Annotated in this window: 19 protein-coding genes; 13 read left to right on the top strand and 6 right to left on the bottom strand. The window is 42.9% G+C overall.

The features are described from left to right. Positions 1 to 102 precede the first annotated feature (102 nt). The 3 genes from SWOL_RS06100 (at position 103) to SWOL_RS06090 (ending at position 2,531) form a co-directional block, all read left to right on the top strand. The gene (locus SWOL_RS06100) at positions 103 to 927 is read left to right on the top strand and encodes an Ig-like domain-containing domain (protein WP_011640601.1); all 825 of its coding nucleotides are present in this window, start codon (positions 103 to 105) and stop codon (positions 925 to 927) included. A 187-nt stretch (positions 928 to 1,114) separates the two neighbouring features. Beyond that, on the top strand, positions 1,115 to 1,423 hold the full coding sequence (locus SWOL_RS14735; protein WP_011640600.1) for a hypothetical protein: 309 nt from the start codon (positions 1,115 to 1,117) through the stop codon (positions 1,421 to 1,423). After that, positions 1,407 to 2,531, top strand: a complete 1,125-nt coding sequence (locus SWOL_RS06090) for an ABC transporter substrate-binding protein (RefSeq protein WP_011640599.1) — start codon at positions 1,407 to 1,409, stop codon at positions 2,529 to 2,531. Before SWOL_RS14735 ends, SWOL_RS06090 begins: the two co-directional genes overlap by 17 nt. Before the next feature lie 259 nt (positions 2,532 to 2,790). Here the strand turns inward: SWOL_RS06090 and SWOL_RS15070 are convergent, their stop codons facing one another. Both SWOL_RS15070 and SWOL_RS06080 read right to left on the bottom strand, forming a co-directional pair. Next, the gene (locus SWOL_RS15070) at positions 2,791 to 3,567 is read right to left on the bottom strand and encodes a TPM domain-containing protein (RefSeq protein WP_011640598.1); all 777 of its coding nucleotides are present in this window, start codon (positions 3,565 to 3,567) and stop codon (positions 2,791 to 2,793) included. A 125-nt stretch (positions 3,568 to 3,692) separates the two neighbouring features. After that, entirely contained in the window at positions 3,693 to 4,250 is a 558-nt protein-coding gene (locus tag SWOL_RS06080) for a LemA family protein (protein ID WP_011640597.1), read from the bottom strand. A 316-nt stretch (positions 4,251 to 4,566) separates the two neighbouring features. On the opposite strand from SWOL_RS06080, the gene SWOL_RS06075 reads away from it, so the two are divergent. The 3 genes from SWOL_RS06075 (at position 4,567) to SWOL_RS15140 (ending at position 6,320) form a co-directional block, all read left to right on the top strand. Next, entirely contained in the window at positions 4,567 to 5,598 is a 1,032-nt protein-coding gene (locus SWOL_RS06075; protein ID WP_011640596.1) for an S-layer homology domain-containing protein, read from the top strand. A gap of 231 nt (positions 5,599 to 5,829) precedes the next feature. Next, positions 5,830 to 6,135 carry a type II toxin-antitoxin system RelB/DinJ family antitoxin gene (locus SWOL_RS06070; protein ID WP_011640595.1) on the top strand — a complete coding sequence of 102 codons (306 nt, stop codon included), beginning with the start codon at positions 5,830 to 5,832 and terminating at the stop codon, positions 6,133 to 6,135. After that, positions 6,132 to 6,320, top strand: a complete 189-nt coding sequence (locus tag SWOL_RS15140) for a type II toxin-antitoxin system RelE/ParE family toxin (protein ID WP_011640594.1) — start codon at positions 6,132 to 6,134, stop codon at positions 6,318 to 6,320. The genes SWOL_RS06070 and SWOL_RS15140 overlap by 4 nt, the downstream gene beginning before the upstream one ends. Positions 6,321 to 6,614: 294 nt before the next feature. On the opposite strand, the gene SWOL_RS06060 is transcribed toward SWOL_RS15140, so the two are convergent. Further along, entirely contained in the window at positions 6,615 to 6,839 is a 225-nt protein-coding gene (locus tag SWOL_RS06060) for a DUF5652 family protein (protein ID WP_041427433.1), read from the bottom strand. A 173-nt stretch (positions 6,840 to 7,012) separates the two neighbouring features. Here SWOL_RS06060 and SWOL_RS06055 point away from each other — a divergent pair, with 173 nt between their 5' ends. The 5 genes from SWOL_RS06055 (at position 7,013) to SWOL_RS15265 (ending at position 10,271) form a co-directional block, all read left to right on the top strand. Continuing rightward, on the top strand, positions 7,013 to 7,936 hold the full coding sequence (locus SWOL_RS06055) for a ketopantoate reductase family protein (RefSeq protein WP_011640593.1): 924 nt from the start codon (positions 7,013 to 7,015) through the stop codon (positions 7,934 to 7,936). Positions 7,937 to 8,089: 153 nt separating this feature from the next. Next, positions 8,090 to 9,724 carry a class I adenylate-forming enzyme family protein gene (locus tag SWOL_RS06050; RefSeq protein ID WP_011640592.1) on the top strand — a complete coding sequence of 545 codons (1,635 nt, stop codon included), beginning with the start codon at positions 8,090 to 8,092 and terminating at the stop codon, positions 9,722 to 9,724. Between the two features lie 76 nt (positions 9,725 to 9,800). Beyond that, the gene (locus SWOL_RS06045; RefSeq protein WP_011640591.1) at positions 9,801 to 10,019 is read left to right on the top strand and encodes a hypothetical protein; all 219 of its coding nucleotides are present in this window, start codon (positions 9,801 to 9,803) and stop codon (positions 10,017 to 10,019) included. After that, the gene (locus SWOL_RS14885) at positions 9,991 to 10,209 is read left to right on the top strand and encodes a type II toxin-antitoxin system RelE family toxin (RefSeq protein WP_041427432.1); all 219 of its coding nucleotides are present in this window, start codon (positions 9,991 to 9,993) and stop codon (positions 10,207 to 10,209) included. Before SWOL_RS06045 ends, SWOL_RS14885 begins: the two co-directional genes overlap by 29 nt. Continuing rightward, the gene (locus SWOL_RS15265; protein WP_423218534.1) at positions 10,173 to 10,271 is read left to right on the top strand and encodes a type II toxin-antitoxin system RelE family toxin; all 99 of its coding nucleotides are present in this window, start codon (positions 10,173 to 10,175) and stop codon (positions 10,269 to 10,271) included. The genes SWOL_RS14885 and SWOL_RS15265 overlap by 37 nt, the downstream gene beginning before the upstream one ends. 175 nt (positions 10,272 to 10,446) lie before the next feature. On the opposite strand, the gene SWOL_RS06035 is transcribed toward SWOL_RS15265, so the two are convergent. Then, positions 10,447 to 12,399 carry a monovalent cation:proton antiporter family protein gene (locus SWOL_RS06035; RefSeq protein WP_011640590.1) on the bottom strand — a complete coding sequence of 651 codons (1,953 nt, stop codon included), beginning with the start codon at positions 12,397 to 12,399 and terminating at the stop codon, positions 10,447 to 10,449. A gap of 472 nt (positions 12,400 to 12,871) precedes the next feature. Here SWOL_RS06035 and SWOL_RS06030 point away from each other — a divergent pair, with 472 nt between their 5' ends. Both SWOL_RS06030 and SWOL_RS06020 read left to right on the top strand, forming a co-directional pair. Continuing rightward, positions 12,872 to 13,174 carry a DUF503 domain-containing protein gene (locus SWOL_RS06030; protein ID WP_011640589.1) on the top strand — a complete coding sequence of 101 codons (303 nt, stop codon included), beginning with the start codon at positions 12,872 to 12,874 and terminating at the stop codon, positions 13,172 to 13,174. 364 nt (positions 13,175 to 13,538) lie between these two features. Continuing rightward, positions 13,539 to 14,237 carry a M99 family carboxypeptidase catalytic domain-containing protein gene (locus SWOL_RS06020; RefSeq protein WP_041427430.1) on the top strand — a complete coding sequence of 233 codons (699 nt, stop codon included), beginning with the start codon at positions 13,539 to 13,541 and terminating at the stop codon, positions 14,235 to 14,237. 2 nt (positions 14,238 to 14,239) lie between these two features. Here the strand turns inward: SWOL_RS06020 and SWOL_RS06015 are convergent, their stop codons facing one another. Together SWOL_RS06015 and SWOL_RS06010 are read right to left on the bottom strand one after the other, a co-directional pair. Beyond that, complete coding sequence (locus SWOL_RS06015; protein ID WP_011640587.1) at positions 14,240 to 15,871, bottom strand: putative amidoligase domain-containing protein; 1,632 nt, start codon at positions 15,869 to 15,871, stop codon at positions 14,240 to 14,242. 13 nt (positions 15,872 to 15,884) lie between these two features. Next, the gene (locus SWOL_RS06010) at positions 15,885 to 16,991 is read right to left on the bottom strand and encodes a YheC/YheD family endospore coat-associated protein (RefSeq protein ID WP_011640586.1); all 1,107 of its coding nucleotides are present in this window, start codon (positions 16,989 to 16,991) and stop codon (positions 15,885 to 15,887) included. Positions 16,992 to 17,211: the final 220 nt, after the last annotated feature.

The raw sequence follows: 17,211 nt of genomic DNA, 5'->3' as shown, positions 1-17,211 counted from the left end.
CCGGTGAAATCACCCGGAGTCTTCTTTCGAGAGTTTAGGGTTTTTTTAATTCAAATTGAGTGTCGGTTCTGCGTCTACAAATAATATTTAGGAGGTATTATTGTGTTGAAGTTCAGGCAGGAATCCAGGTCTTCTTTGGTATTAGCGCTGGTTGTTCTTTTTTGCTTATTCCTAACCTTACCGGTACTGGCTGAAGGTGGTAGTGGTGACGGGTCTGGAGGCGGGCACGATGCCCCTCTGGGGTTAGCTTCTTCCAACCCTGCTGATGGGGCATCAAATGTAGCAGTTAATACTCAGATTAAGCTAACCTTTAATAAAAACGTAATCAATATGTCGGTAAAGGATAATAACATAAAATGTTTCGCCCTATATAATAATGGACAGCAGGTTCCAATCAACGTTATTATGGCCGATGACCAGATACAACCGGAATACAAGCGAGAAGTGACTATTGCCCCCCAGCAGTCTCTTCAGCCTGGAAGTAGTTATACCCTAAAAATATCACCTGAGATGCAGGCTAAAAGCGGTTCCGTATTAGAGCAAGAGGTAAAAGTAAGTTTTACTACGGCTGATGGGAAAAGCGTAACTCCTACTACCCCTAAAAATAATCAAAATACAGTAAAGCCTTCAGAACCAGTAAAGCAACAGACTGATACCAATAAGAACCAGGCTGTACAAAATCAAGTAACAGGTGATGATGCTATAGCTGACAGCGACAAGTTGGATACGAGTGATAATCAGGTGCCGGCAGGAAAAGATGAAACTAAGTCCGAAAAGGATAAAGTTAATAATGCTGAAACAGCCAGCACTGACGATAACCAGACCCAAACCGCTGATAATGACAACAGTTTAAGTAAGCCGCTAAATGTCGGTATTGTTGTAGTCGCAGGGGCATTATTACTTTATTTTTTCCTGAGACGTAAATAAATTAAGAATAGCTTGAGGGGAATTATCCCCTCAAGTTATTTCCAGGAGTGGGCACTATGCAGATCCATACCAGCAGTTTACAGCCATTGTTTTCGTTAATGGGCAGCTTGGCTACGGCTCGTTACCACGATATTTTAGTAGCCGGAATTCCTATGAGTATTAGTATAGACGGCTTACTTGCTATCAGATGGCGCATACCGGTCGTTTCTCATCCCCCTCGGCAGAAAATAAAGAAATTGCTAAAGAGGGGCTTGACCTGCTTGGATTACGACATATGCACATCGCCCTTATACCCAGCTCAGTGGTGGAGAGGCATTTCTTGGAGGTGGGGAACCCTACTGAAGTACTTGATGAACATAATATAAGAACCCTTTACAATTTAAATACCAAATTAATGACATGTCCCCTGGATACCTCTGCAGTATTAAAACAACTGGTTCCGGTTAGTACTTTGAACGGAACTAAAGAAGAGGAGAGAAATGCCTGTGTTAGATAAAAAATATCCCCGTTTAATATTATTACTATTAGTTCTTCTGCTGTTGGTGATAGGCTACCGTTATTGGCATGGGCATAATCAAGCAAATAATGAGAATGTACCTGGTCCTAAACAGAGTATAACCGTCATCGACAACCTGGGGCGTAAGGTGCAGGTGCCTGCCCATGTTGAAAGGGTCGCCAGTCTTTATGCCTTTTCCGGGCATGTAACTGCCATGTTAGGAGAAGGGGATAAGATAGTTGCCATTCCCGATGGCTTGAAAAAGGATGTATTGCTAAATGTAATGTATCCTAAGATAGGTGATGCTCTAATACCAGTGGCGGCGGGTTCAATAAACATTGAAGAATTACTAAAAACCAATCCTGATGTAGCCTTTATTAAAAATAGTACTGCTTTAAACCCAGCGGAAGTGGAAAAACTGGATACGTTTAATATTCCGTACCTGGCCGTAGATTATAATAGTATTGAAGGACAGCAGCATGCTATTATGGCTATTGCTCAGGCACTGGGTGTACCTGAAAAGGGTCAGGCCTATATTGATTACTACCAGGCCAGTATAAAACGAGTACAGAAGGTAACGGCAACTATCCCCGAAAAGGAGCGGGTACGGGTTTACCATGCGGTAAATGAAGCAACGCGTACCGACACTCCAGATAGTCTATCGGGTGAATGGACCAAAATAGCAGGGGCTATAAATGTATCGGTATATCATCCTTTACGCCAGTTAGAAGGTAAAAACTACGCCAGTCTGGAGCAGATTCTTTTATGGGATGCGGATGTAATTCTGGTAAATGAACCTGGAGTAGTTGATTATATAATGACTAATTCGCAGTGGTCATCCTTAAAAGCGGTTAAAAACAATAGAGTTTACCAGATGCCTATAGGTATATCCCGCTGGGGGCATCCGGGCGGACTGGAAACCCCGCTGGTCATTATGTGGACGGCGAAGCAGCTCTATCCTGAACATTTTGAGGATTTAGATATAAGAGAAGAGGCCCGCTGTTTTTATCAGACCTTCTTTAACTATCAGGTATCAGATGAAATGCTGACTAATATTTTAAACGGTGAAGGTATGCGAGGGCACAGTAGGGCATTTCTAACAATTTAACCAGGGCTGTTACGGTTATAGTTGGAAATAGCGTCATTACTAGCTAAACTTCTAGAATAGCAGAAGTGGGGAAAAGCTCAGGTAATAACATAACGCGCCATCAATTACTAGTGCATCCTACTATGCCTTACACCAAATGGCCGCAATTTACACTTATCCAACTTACTTAACAGCACAAGTAATTGATGTTGGATATATGAATTACCAAACTAGCTGCCATTTTATTTGTTCAATGTTAACCCGGTAGATCTAATACCTGTTACCAGCCACGGCTACTCCCGCCGCCGCCGGCTGAGCCGCCTCCCCCGAAGCTACCGCCGCCGCCAAAACCTCCGCCTCCAGAATAACCGCCCCCACCGAAATATCCCCCTCCGCCACTGCCGCCGGGCCCTCTGCCTGAAGAACCTCGGCCGCGCGTTTTACGGTAGATGATATACAGGATTATAAGTATGAAAATGATAGCAGGCCAGGATATTTCATTTTCATCCTTCTGGGGAGAAGGTTTCTGGCCACCAGAAGCAGGCTGGTAGGGGATATCATATTCTTGTGATACTTCCTTTAATAAAGCATTATAAGTATTAATAATTCCCGCATCATATTGCCCATTTTTAAAATACGGTATCAGGTTTTCATCCTGAATCCGGCCAGTTTTTCCGTCAGGCAGTACACCCTCCAGACCATAGCCAACTTCAATACGGCTTTTTCGCTCTTTCTGAGCGATTAGCAGTAAAACTCCATTATTCTTCTCTTTATCTCCTATACCCCATTGGCGAAAAAGCTCCAGGGAATAATCCTCCAGGACTAGATCTTCCCCGATAGTAGGCACCGTAACCACTACGATTTGGGCAGAGGTCTTTTGCTGCAGGTTCTTACTGGTATTTATAATGGCGTTCTCGCTTTCCTCGCTAAGCATATCGGCCTGATCGAGACAGTAGAAATTGCGGTCAGGCTGGGGCAAGTCCATAGCGGCAATTGCTGGAGCTGTGAATAATTGTAACACCATCATAGCTATCAGTATTAAAACAGCTTTACGCATGCAAGCCTCCCTCTCACCATAGCGCTGGTGATAAAAAATAGTAAGGAAAAAGTATTTTTCAAGCTATCATCTCCTGATATTAAAAGAAGTAAAGGACAGCTGGAAAGCTTTCCTTAAACCTTGGTCTAGAAATTAACCTGGGGTACTTCCTGGGCCCCCTCCTGGGCTTTATAGTAATCCCGGGCCGCAAAACCGCCCATACCGGCTATCATATTGGCCGGGAACTTCTTAATTCGGGTATTGTAATCCCGAACCGCTTCATTATAATCCCGGCGTGCTACCGCCAAACGATTCTCAGTTCCTGCCAGTTCATCTGCCAGTTGACGGAAATTGGCATCAGACTTCAAAGCCGGGTATCTTTCCACCACAACCAGCAAACGACTAAGCGCCGTACTCAGTTCAGCATCGGCCTGTGCTTTTTCTCCCACTGAATTTGCTCCTGCCAGTTTACTGCGGGCTTCAGCCACCTGGGTAAAAATCTCTTTTTCCTGGGTCGCATAGGCCTTGGTAGTTGTAACTAAATTGGGAATCAGGTCGGAGCGTCTTTGCAATTGTGTATTAATATCCCCCCACTTATTGTCGATACGTTCGTTGGCAGCGACCATGCCATTATAGGTAGAAATACCCGCTACCAGCATGATGAGCAAAACCGCCAGTACAATTAACAGAGTCCGATTTTTCATTACTTTTTACCTCCCCTTCAAAGAATATGGCTAACAATTCTAATTGTATAATATTCATTTAAGCTATTAAAGACTAATCAGAAAAGTTTGGAGTGAGGGGATACTGCCTGGCTGACTCTGTTGGCTTCTGAATCTCCGGGTGCTGGGGGTGGAATTTAACCATAGCAAGGTATGAGAGGTCATTTAACGTGAAAAATACTATTTCATTACTATTTATATCGCCGTCGGTAACGGCGAGATCTAGGTTAACATGAAATACCCCAGGGCTTTCTGTTGTATAATGGTTATAAACTAATCAAGCGGAGGAGTGATATTTATGGCTATCCGGAGAAAATGGATAGTGTTTTTTACGATGCTTATTGCTACACTGGCTTTAATGCTTTTTTCACCAACTCGGGTTTGGGCCGATACAGATATAAAAGTAAGGATATGTGATCCTGACCGCATTAATGATGAGGGAGATGCGCAAGAGGGGAATACCATAAACCAGGTTTTATCTGCGCCCACGGTTTCCTATGGGGAAAACAGAGAGCTGGGCAGCGTACAGATTACCGGAAAAGCAAGTATAGCGGTTCCGCTGTCAGAGGGCCAGAAGATAATGGTCATACTCCCCTGGGGAACCAGCTATATGCAGGTTCCCGATGAATCCAGCTACCGCAATTATGTAGAATGGCCGGAGCAGTTCGAGGGGAAGAAGAATCAGATTTGTGATTCTGACGGTAAGCCCGGGATTAGATTTATCGCTGCTACTCCTCGTTCTCTGACCATTGAACTGAGCCATGTAGACAGCAACGGCGAAATCATGGTGATTAATTTTCTCTTTAACCAGGACAATTACAGCAAAACCCGGATAGCTTCCTTTGTTGAAGTAGCAGAAGAATACCTGGAAGACCAGCAAGGGGAAATTAGCCGTCGGGAATTTTTCACCCATTTAGCCCGGCTGACAGGACCGTTTTCTGCTTCACCACTTAAGTCCATCAATGGAAATATAGTAGCTGCTGATTTATTTGCTGATATTAATGAAGAACAAGCAGATATTGATAGAATTCTTCCCCTGATTGAGGGGGGCTTGGTGAAAGGCTATGCAGGAGGGCTTTTGCAACCCGAAAAGAGTATTTCACGAGCCGAAGCTGCCCATTTGGCAGGTATGCTATTTGGAGTTGAGGCATCAGAGCCCGCGCCCTTTAAGGATTCTTTGCCTGAGTGGGCGCAAAAGGGAATCACTAAGGCTTATGCAGCCAGTATTATCCAGGGCTATCCTGATGGAAGCTTTCAGGCTAGCAAACCTTTGAGCAAAGCTGAAGCTATCATAATTCTACAAAACTGCCTGGAAAGATATTGTAATTAAATCAAAGTGGATATGGAAGTAACCAGGTAGCTCAGACCGGGGGCAATATTTTAATCTTTAGCCTCAATCAGCATTAATTGCATAGCTATTGTATATACAATATTTTATAATGGTAATATGAAAAGCGAAGCATGCAGTAACTAATTACCATTAACCCGACTGTAAGATTGGACTAAATGCCGGGGTATATCCTCCGGGCCTATAGGGATAGCAAGAAAGGGAGTGGATTTCATGGCTAAATCATCAAACCTTTATATACGCATTGAACCGGAAATAAAAGAACAGGCAGAAAAGGTGTTTGAAGGCTTGGGAATTTCGATGTCAAATGCGGTGGGACTCTTTTTAAGGCAAGTGGTAATTAATCAGGCGATACCTTTTGAATTAAAATTAGCACCGGATGGTATTAAACCTGTCGATACTATGATGGAAGCAGAATTTAATACGGAGTTAGAGAAAGGGTATGCAGAATATTTGGCGGGTCATGGTCGTTCTGCTAAAGAAGTATTTTCTAACATTAGAAAAGGACTAAATACATGAGACAGTACGAGGTAATTATTACACCTGCTGCGGAAAATGATCTACGGGAGATTTTTATGTATATTGCTACTGAATTATTTGAGCCGCAAACAGCAATTAACCTGTGCAATAGACTTGAACAGGAAATATTGAAGCTAGATACCCTGCCGGAAAGGCATGCCCTGTACAAGAAGGAACCCTGGTAATCAAGAGGGTTGAGATTTTTCCCTGTTAGCAACCTTCTTGTTTTTTACATTACCAGAGAGTCTGACTATACGATGCATATTCTTCGTGTAATGTATGGCGGAAGAAATGTGGAAGAAAAGTTGTAATCCATTAATTTTAAAAGGTGAGAAGAATGGAAGGGAACAGCATTTTACTGGTGTAATAAGTCCGGGGATAGGCCCCCGGACTTATTTGTACGTAACCCAGAAGCTGAAGCTCCGGGGCCACTAAGCAAGTCTTATCTATTTCAGTTAAAATATCCGGAGGATAAACTGCTAGGATATACAGCCGTTGCTTTCTTTGTATTTTTTATTTGTAGCAATGAGATAGATTATTTCAAATACTCCAACAGTGTTAATGATAAGTAAGGCTATATACCAGGCTACTTGATTAAGTCTGGCAGCTCGCCAAAGAGCTAACCCTTTCCAGATAGTAGCCCAAATAATTAATGGTAGTAAGATGTTGGGGTTATTTAATATGCTTTGAATGCTATCGGACAAAAATAACGACTCCTTTTTGAAATACTTCTTAAACAGTTTTTACGCTTGGTCCAATAATAATTCATTTGCTTCCAGGAACTCTATTCCGTTTTTCAATATACTAAATGTCTTGAGACGAATGATTTATTGCTATAATATGAGAGTAATTGCTCAATCAACTGGGAGGGAAAAAAGTGAAATACTTGATAATCGGAGCCGGCGGTACCGGGGGTAGTATCGGGGCATTCATGACCGAGGCAGGTAAAGATCTTACCATAATTGACAGGGGAATGCACCTGGAAGCTATTCAAAATCACGGCTTGAAAATGGAGACTACCAGAAAGGGTAATTATACCGTCTATCCTATGAAGGCTTGGGATATGGAGCATTATAACGAACATCCGGATGTAATATTCAACTGCGTGAAAGACTATTCGCTGCTGGATACCATTCCTTTTATTAAAAGGGTAGCCCATAAAGATACTATCGTTATTCCTATACTTAATATCTATGGCACCGGGGGCAGGATGCAGAAACTGCTGCCGGATTTATTGGTGACGGATGGCTGTATTTATATTGCGGCCGAGATTAAAGAGCCGGGTACCATCATGCAAAAAGGCGATATCTTTCGGGTGGTATTCGGGGTAAGAAACCCGGAGGAGTACCGTCCGGTACTTGAACAGGTGGCTGCAGATCTGGAGGGCAGCGGTATTACAAGCATTATATCTGATAACATCAGGAGAGATGCATTGCAAAAGTTCTCCTATGTGTCTCCTATGGCTGCCTGTGGTGTATATTATGATATTAATGCCGGAGCTGCTCAGCGGGAAGGAAAAGAAAGGGATACATTTATTGCCCTGATGCGCGAGATTGAGGTCCTGGCTCAGGCTATGGATATACACTTTAATGTGGATATCGTGGAAAGCAATCTGGAGATTCTGGATAATCTATCACCAACTGCTTCTACTTCCCTGCAGAGGGACTTAAAACAGGGTAAGGATTCTGAGATGAACGGGCTTATTTTTGAAGTACTTCGATTGGGCCGGAACTATGCTGTAAATCTACCCACTTATGAAATGATTGCTGAAAAACTTGGATTTAGACCTGAGAACAGGTAGTTAAGAATGTGCCTGGCTGGCAACAGCTTCAGACTATTGATTAACTGTTTAGCCTTGCTTATAATCTTTATAGTGTTTTTACTGAAGTACGGTTTTTTTATTTTCATAAACACCATATCTTGCTTGTATTGGTAGAACGGGAGGAAAGATAAAATGCCCATAACGGAAATACTGGCGCGAAACGCTGAGCTCTATGGATCGGAAATATGCCTGACTGAAATCAATTTGGATCTGCAGGAAAGTCATCATATCACCTGGCTGGAGTATGAACTGATTGAAAACAACCCGGCCGGTGAATACCGGCGGGACATGACCTGGCGCGTTTTTGACGAAAAAGCCAATCGACTGGCCAATCTGCTGCTGAAAAGAGGAATAAAAAAAGGGGATAAGGTAGCCATTCTTTTAATGAATTGCCTGGAGTGGCTGCCTATCTATTTTGGTATATTAAAAACGGGAGCTATCGCTGTACCATTGAACTTTCGCTACACAGCTGAGGAAATCAAGTATTGTTTGGAGTTATCGGAAACCAGGGCCTTGATTTTTGGACCGGAATTTATCGGTCGGATTGAGAGCATCTACAATCAGATAGCGAATGTAAAGCCACTTTTTTATGCGGGAGAAAATCGCCCTTCTTTTGCGGAAAATTATGACCGCCTTACTGCCAATTGTTCCTCTGAAGCTCCAGCGATAAAACTTACGGATGAAGATAACGCAGTGATATATTTTTCCTCAGGTACCACCGGATTCCCCAAAGCCATCTTACACACCCACCAGAGCTTGATGTCCGCCTGTTATACAGAACAAAATCACCACGGGCAAACGCGGGAAGATAATTTTTTATGCATTCCGCCGCTTTATCATACCGGCGCCAAAATGCACTGGTTCGGCAGTTTGCTGGCAGGGAGTAAAGCCGTATTGCTGCGGGGAGTAAAACCTGAATGGATTATAAAAACGGTTTCGGAAGAAAAAATTACTATTGTCTGGCTTTTGGTCCCCTGGGCGCAGGATATTCTGGATGCCATTGAAAGAGGGGATGTAAAGCTGGAAGATTATGATCTTTCCCAGTGGAGGCTGATGCATATCGGGGCGCAGCCAGTTCCACCCAGCTTAATCAAACGCTGGAAGCAGTATTTTCCCAACCATCTCTATGATACGAACTATGGCCTGAGCGAATCGATCGGACCCGGATGTGTCCATTTAGGTACGGAAAATATTCATAAAGTCGGAGCTATCGGCATACCGGGCTACAACTGGGAAGTCAAGATTGCTGGCGAGAATGGATGTTCTGTAACCCAGGGAGAAGTAGGGGAGTTGGCTGTCAAAGGACCGGGACTGATGAAATGCTACTACAACGACCCGGAAGCGACGGCGGCAGTACTACGGGATGGCTGGTTATTTACCGGAGATATGGCCCGGATGGATGAAGATGGTTTTATTTATCTGGTGGACCGGAAAAAAGATGTGATTATCAGTGGCGGCGAGAATTTATATCCGGTGCAAATTGAGGAATTCCTGCGTGCACACCAGGCCATCAAGGATGTAGCCGTCATTGGATTGCCGGATAAGCGCCTGGGGGAAATAGCGGCGGCTATTATAGAACTAAAAGCAGGGCACAGCTGCACGGAAGAAGAAATAAGGGCATTCTGCGCTCCCTTGCCGCGTTACAAGCGCCCGCGGGAAATCATTTTTGATAAAGTTCCGCGTAATCCCACCGGCAAGATTGAAAAACCGCGTTTAAGGGAAAAATACGGTGCCGCAAGTTTGGTGGCGGTTCAAACCGGGAGTTGAAATTGCTCCGCAGTTTCTTCAGGATGTTTATAGGAAAACGACAAACATAATTGTATAAAAACCTAGGAGGGATAATATGGCGGCTTCATCTGTTGAAAAACTTGTTGAACAGGTGCGTCGTCTCAACCGTTCCGAAATTAAAGAGTTTATCAAATTACTATTGGCCGAAGACCTTATTGATATTGAGGAAGGGTTTACCGAAGAAGAATCAGCTGAAATAGAATTAGCTTCCCAGGAAGTAGCAGAGGGTAAATGGGTAGATTTTTATGAGCATAGAAAAAAAGCCGGTTTATAAGCTTCGTTTATCTCATAGAGCAGATAAATATCTATTCAAGCTGGATAAGAAAACTCATAAGAAAATACTTGATCGCCTGGAGACCTTAAAAGCTGATCCTTACAATATTCCGGGAGAAAACTCATGTCAGGTTATTCTAAACCAAGATATCGATTGCGCATTGGAAATTATCGTACCGTTTATGAGATAGATGATAAGGGTTTGGTTGTTATAGTTCTTTTTATTGGCCCGCGGGGTGATGTATACAAATAAGATGTCCGGGGGCTATATTGAAATAAAAACTTATGAGCCTGGTTGAAGGGATAAGCAAAAACCAGGCTCTATTTTATAAAAATATCTTAGTTTACATAATGTTCATTATGGGAAGTTGAAGAAGTGCTAAAAAAAGCACAAAACAAGCAATATATATACGATGATTGAGCAATTGCTAGCCGTGCTGCAATTCGCCTCCGTTTAATTGGGCAAATTTCAGTATTTGCCGGGAATCTCCCATCACCACCACCAAATCATCTCTATCCAGAGTCTCTTTGCAGGAAGGATTTAAGAGCAGTTCCCCTCCGGCTTTTTTAATGGTGACTACATTGCAACCAGTTTTTTCCCGTATTTGTGAATCTATCAGTTTCTTACCCGCAAAGGGCGAGCTAGGGCCAACAGAGAACTCTCTGACCTTGAGATTCTTCTCTCGTTTCGCTATTATATCTTTCTTGTGTATAATTGCTTCATGATCTTTGACATATAAGGTTTCCAGGTATTTATCCACTTCCTCCAGGGGAAGGTTCAGGTGGAGGATTAGATACCTCATCAATTGCAACCCGGCCTCCATTTCCGGCTGAATCACTTCTGCTGCTCCCTGCTGGTAGAGTATTTCTTTCTCCCACTCGTAATGAGCCCGGGCTAAAATAATGAGGTTGGGATTGAGTTTTAAAAGGTTGTAGATAGCTTGACGATTAGTGAATAAATCCGGGAGGGCCACAATAGCTAATCGAGCCAGGTCAGGACGGGCTTGAGCCAGCACGACCTCGTTGGATGCATCTCCATATAAATAAGGTATCCCTGCTTCGTTGAGACTACGGACAGAGTGGTAGTCGTAATCAATCGCTATATAATTAAGGCCGATCTGTTGAAGTCCCTGGCCAATATTTTTACCTACCCGGCCATAACCTACTAAAATTACATGTCCCTGTAACTCAGAGCTGTCAATTTCGCTTTCTTCCAAATCTGCTTCCGGAAAAAGCTTCTGCCATATTCGGGTTTTATTGAGCTTAAGATACCAGAGAGGAGCCATTTTGATAAAGAGTGGAGTCAGAAGGATGCTAATGATAGAGCTGGCCAGAATTAGATTATATATATCAGAAGAGATTAGTTGTTCGTCCAAACCCAGTTTAGCCATAACAAAGGAGAATTCTCCTGTTTGCGCCATGCCCATTCCTACCAGGAAGGCAATACGGCTGTGGTAGCCCAGGAATTTTACAATCAGGAAAAGCAAAAACAGTTTCCCCGGTATTATCACTGCCAGAAGAATAAGCAATAGATTAATATTGTTAAGCAGGGCCAGAGGATCAACCAGCATACCTACGGCTACGAAAAACAGAATTACAAAGGTGTCACGCAGTGAATTGATCTTCCCCAATATTTCATGGGTGTACTCAGATTCACTTATGACCAATCCAGCCAAAAAAGCACCCAGGGCCACTGATAGGCCCAGAGCATGAGACAATAAGGCTATTCCCAATCCCATAGTAAGCGCAAGAATGAGAAATACATCATTATTGCTGCCTTTAGCCGCCTGGCGAAAAACTAAGGGTGATACTTTTTGCGCCAAGTAAATGATAAAAAGTATAAATAAAAATGATTTCACTAAGGGAAAAATGAGCTGGGGAATGCTGGCCAGCGATGCCTGGTGGAGTTCCGGCAGTAGAGAAACCATCAATATTACAGCCAAATCCTGCACAATTAGAATTCCTAGCATTATTTGGCCATGAAGAGAGTTGCTCTCTCCTTGTTCGCCCAGTATCCTCAATACGATCATGGTACTGCTCATGGCAGCCACGCAACCCAGGAAAAATGATTGGTAAAGGTTTATACCCACCAGATAGCAAGCTCCGGTGCAGAGCAGCACCACACCGCTAATCTGCAGTGCTCCCCCCAGCAGGGCAATTTTTTTTACCTTTTCCAATCGGGATAAGGAAAAATCTATGCCAACGGTAAACATGAGTAAAATGATACCGATTTCGGAAAAACCCTGCAGGAGTTCAAGGTCATGAACCAAACCCAGGACATATGGGCCTACCAGTATTCCCCCCAGTATATAGCCCAGCACCGGAGACTGCCTCAAGCGCTCCGCTATCCATCCTCCCACTAAAGCGGCCAGGAAAACCATCAAAGTGTCAAAAATAATAGAAGTCGTCAGAATTATCGCCCCACCAGGTTTTATATTTTAGTGGTAAATCTTTGGCTTTTTTTATATCAGCATTTTAACACAACTCATAAGCTGCCTGGACAGTCTTTAGGGAAAAAGCTAGAATTGTATTTAACTTTTGAATCACTTTTTGACTCCACTGCAAAAATCCCTTTTGTTGGATAAGGGCTGCATAAATATACAAAACGAGTATTGGCGAAGTAGAAGTATGGATACAGCAACCTGCCCCCTGCACCCTTCACCCTTCGGGTACTCCTGGTGTTCCATCCTACGGATGCCACTATTAAGGTTGCACCCTGTCGGGTACTCCTGTTGCTCCATCCTACGGATGTCACTATTAACGGGTAATCCTGATATATCCTAACGGATACTATAAAGTTGCACCCGGCGAAGGCGGGCATTCACAATAATTTTGGAAAGGAAGGTCTCTATTGTGTATCTTGCTTATGGTTATGCCAAACTATTCTTCCCCTATTCCTCTTCTCTTAAGGAAAAGCGTAAGGTTATTAACAGCATAATTGACCGGATTAGGAAACGCTTCAATGTCTCTATTAGCGAGGTGGAGCACCAGGATTTATGGCAGCGTTCCACCATCGCTTTTTCGGCTATTGGTTCGAGCTATCCTGAATTAGAATTAATTACCAATGCTGTTAAGGAAACATTTTATAATTATGCTGGAGACCTCGAAATTACTGAGCTCAAACATGATATTCAAAAACTTGATATGTACCCTTAAAGCTGCTTACCTTAATTTACCACAAAAATTTTGCAGGATATTTGTTATTTATTGTGGAATTTTGGTGATACTTACTTTTTTTCAATATAAAAATCTATTAGGAAAGGAATGATAAATCTTGAAGAAAGTAAGACATCACCGGTTATTTTATTCTGTCTCTCTGTCCCTGGCGGTATTGACTCTGTTTCTATTCTGGGGAAACAGCAACAGTGGAAAGGCTTTTACTGCCAATCCTCCCCCCGGCAAGCAACTCGCAGTTTTATCTCCGTCGTTTTCCCTACCGAGTATGAATACATATTGGTCCCAGCTAACTAATACATATTCTACTAAAACAAATAGCTTAGTTACTCCGGCGAAAAAACCTTTGCCCACAGATGCGACTCCAACTGGAGCATCATTAGAAAAAAAGCAACTGGCTGTCGGGACCCGCGATGCCACTGACCTTTACATAATCCGCAGCGGTAAGGCTGGTCCAGTAGTTATGATAGTTGGTGGGGTTCACGGCAATGAAACTGCTGGATACCGGGCTGCTCGAATAGTCAGGAACTACCAGATATCCCGCGGTACTTTGCTGGTTTTGCCAGAAGCCAATAGCAGGGCAGTTAACCAGGGTGTTCGCTATGTCAGTGGACAAAAGGATTTAAACCGCTGTTTTCCTACCAGCAGTAGTGGTGCTGCCGATACCAGGCTTTCACGCGAGATTTATTATACTTTAAAAAAGTATAATGTTGACTGGCTGATGGACATGCATGAAGGATACAATTACTCCCGTTTAAATTCCAGTAGCTCAGTGGGCCAGAGCCTGATTTACTATCCTTCCAGTTCCACTCGAGAAGTAGCTAGCAAAATTGTAAACAATATGAACTCGGGTATAAGTACTTCTTACCGGAAGTTCAGTCTCCTGCGCTACCCGACCAGGGGCAGCTTAAGCCGGGCTGCGGGACAATACCTGGGAGTAAAAAGTTTTATTTTTGAAACTTGCAGTCGTGATAGTCTGTCTACGAGATTAAACTACCAGCTCAGAGCTGCCGATATCCTTTTAGGGAGCCTGGGTATGAAATAGAATCATCTGACCACCCGGGATCTCCTGATCTGTTGGGGGGAAATAATCCTTCCGGTGCTCTGGCTTCGGCTCTCTGTCCTTAGCGTGCTTCCACTACGCTCCGCTGTTGCCTGGCTGCTGTGGGTAACAGCGGAGCTTGTGGTTCTAATATTGTACTGGCTGCGGGCGCGACGATTAATATTACTGCTTACGCTTATTGAATTGTTCGTTGTTATGCTGCCTCCCTGATTTGCACGAGCTGATTTGCCTTCTTTTTTAGCTGGGGAAACTGTTTTGCCTCCAGCATATATCTTCCATGCTTTACGGAAATCAGCTTTTTCATTCCATTGAACTTCATTCTCAATCATTTCACGGAATATCTCTAATTCCTGGGCATATAAGGGAAAGAGATCGGTCTTCTTTAAATCACTCCATATTTCCGTAAAATTTTTACGAAAAAAGCTATGCTTACCTTCATAAAAAGCCGCCTGAGCTTCCGGCGAATTAAGGAAATTTTTGTTTAGATAATGATAACGGCTGCTAACTATCTTGGCCAGGCAGAGGACCGCTGCGGATACTTCTCGTGAGACCAACCAGCTAGCGGGCGTACGGTATTCAAAACCACCATAATCTTTAAGACGATAATCACCCAAATAGCCGTATTTTTTTCTACGCTTGATCGCCGGAATAGGATCTTCAATAAAAAAAACCAGCAATCCCAAATAATTATCCAGAGCACGAAGTAGAGCAGCGTTTATCTTAACATTACTAAAATGAATGTGTCCACCAATGGAATAGCCCCCAACCGGCTGACTGCCAGCCAGCCATTTTACATTTCTGTAGGGAGCCATTCGACTGGCAGTATTTAAGGCTTGTTTGATATTTTCCACTAAATCAAGCGGAGAAAATTCCGGTTTAGGGCGCAGTTCGGCCACCGGCCTTTGTTGCCGGTTGGGGATACGGATATTGTCACAGCCTACAACCCCATCACGCGGGAAAAACTCTGAAGCAGAAAGCATTTTACCCGTTTTGCTATTTAGCATCATAAATTCCGGGTCAGCACCGAGTTTAACCTCAGTATTAAACATAAGTTCTTCCAGTTGATAAATTTCTCTAATTCTTTTAAGCACTGCTTCCAAGTCTTTTTCGCGAAGATATGGCGAAGGATCTACCTGCATCACCTTGAGCTTTCTGCGAGCATTCAAATTTATCTTTACCAGTCCAAAATCAAGTCCCAAGAGATGCATAACCCGTCTGGCCCATTCTGCTACCTTTTTATTTTCGATTTCCTTAATATACTTAACTTTTTCTTTTCCTCGCCCCGGTGTTTTTATTTGGATGGCTAATATTTTTAGATCAGAGACCAAAATATGATAGCTTCGAATCTTGTTTTCTTCATCTTCCAAGCTTCCACAAGGAATACGATTTAAAAGTAATATAGAAGAGAAGATATCCGGATCCAAACAATTTCCGATAGCAGTTGGGGAGTTAAATAACCTTCTGGTCCTACTATTTCGATCTTTTATATCTATGACCAGATGTTTTACACCCTTAATATCCAGAGATTCATAACTAGCTTCATTCCACTCCTTTAATAATCGGCGACAAAATTCCTCTCCGCTTTCATTTTCCTGGTAGATAATGCTAAGATTCATTAATTACCATTCCCTACTTCTTTTTCTGAGCTATATAAATACAGTAATCTATGAGGTATTTGAGGTGTCTATATCTAATATCATTTTCGTCAAAACTAGCCGGTTTGGAATTTGCTTCGATTACCCACATTCTACCGTCTGCATCAACGCCAATGTCTATTGATAAAATATCCAGATTTATTGATAGGCCTCGCTCCAGAATTTCTGGTAGAAGCCGTCCGATCCTTTTCAATTGCCGGTCAAGCTGTTCCCTGAATTCTTTTGATTCACCAAAACTGGCTGCCATTACTTCATCATAAGCTGCCAGGAATCCTCCATTGGGAATATGAGTAACAATGCGGTTCCTGCCGGCTACCCTTACCCCTACACCGGTCATAATCCATTTACCTTCGCCATTTTTTTGCACCTGAGCACGAAGATCATATATCCTGCCCTGGAAGCGGGCCAGGTTTATCGCTTTCTGTGCCAGGTAATCGTTTTTTCCAATTCCCAGGGCATTTATAGCTTCGCATAAAGCTTTAAATGAGTTAATGCGGTTCCAATTAGCTTTAGGGTATTCCGCATGAACATATAAATAACTATTACCACTGCTCTTAATTTTGATAATACCTTTGCCGCGGCTGCTATTGATGGGCTTAAGATATACTTCAGAATAGCGGTTCAAGAGTTCTTCCAGATTGGAAAAACTGAACAAGCAGGTTTCCGGAACCAATTCGGCTCCAAGCGGGTGACTGCTCAAAGTCTGGTAGACTTCCCATTTGTCCAGGTAGCGACTATTAAATAAATACAAACCTTCATGTTCGCTGAACTTCCGCAATAAGTATTGTGCTTCTTTTCTATTTTCCAAAGTTCGAGATGGGATTCGGTTATAAACTATATCTGGAAAAGAATATAATTCACTTACCCATTTGTTTCCCTTACAGCGAAGGCCTTTTATCACTTGCTGTCGCCAGTTAACATCCAGGGTATAAAAAAAATAAACCAGCACCTGCCTATTTTCCGCATAGGATATCATTTCTTTCATTATTCGGGCTTTCTTGCCCTGGGGATAATCCCGGTGTGGCTTCTGGTTGCCGCTTAATACGCCTACCGTGCATATATAGTTTCCATTTTTGCGCATTATGGGACTCCTTTATTTGTTTTTTTATTTCATAATATGACTTATAAAAATGGTAGGTGCGAAGCAGCGATAAAATAATGTTAAGCACAAAAAAATCTGGCTCCCGGCCAGATTAAATGACTAGTATATAAGCAAGAAAGCAAACGGTTCTGTTGCCTGTTAAGCCTGCTTCTTTTAAAGCATCGGAAGAAACTGCGGAGCAGTTTCAACACACCGCTGC

This window comes from Syntrophomonas wolfei subsp. wolfei str. Goettingen G311, assembly GCF_000014725.1.
GTDB lineage: Bacteria > Bacillota > Syntrophomonadia > Syntrophomonadales > Syntrophomonadaceae > Syntrophomonas > Syntrophomonas wolfei.
The sequence above is the reverse complement of the archived record's forward strand: the minus strand, read 5'-3'. Positions and strand labels throughout refer to the sequence as shown.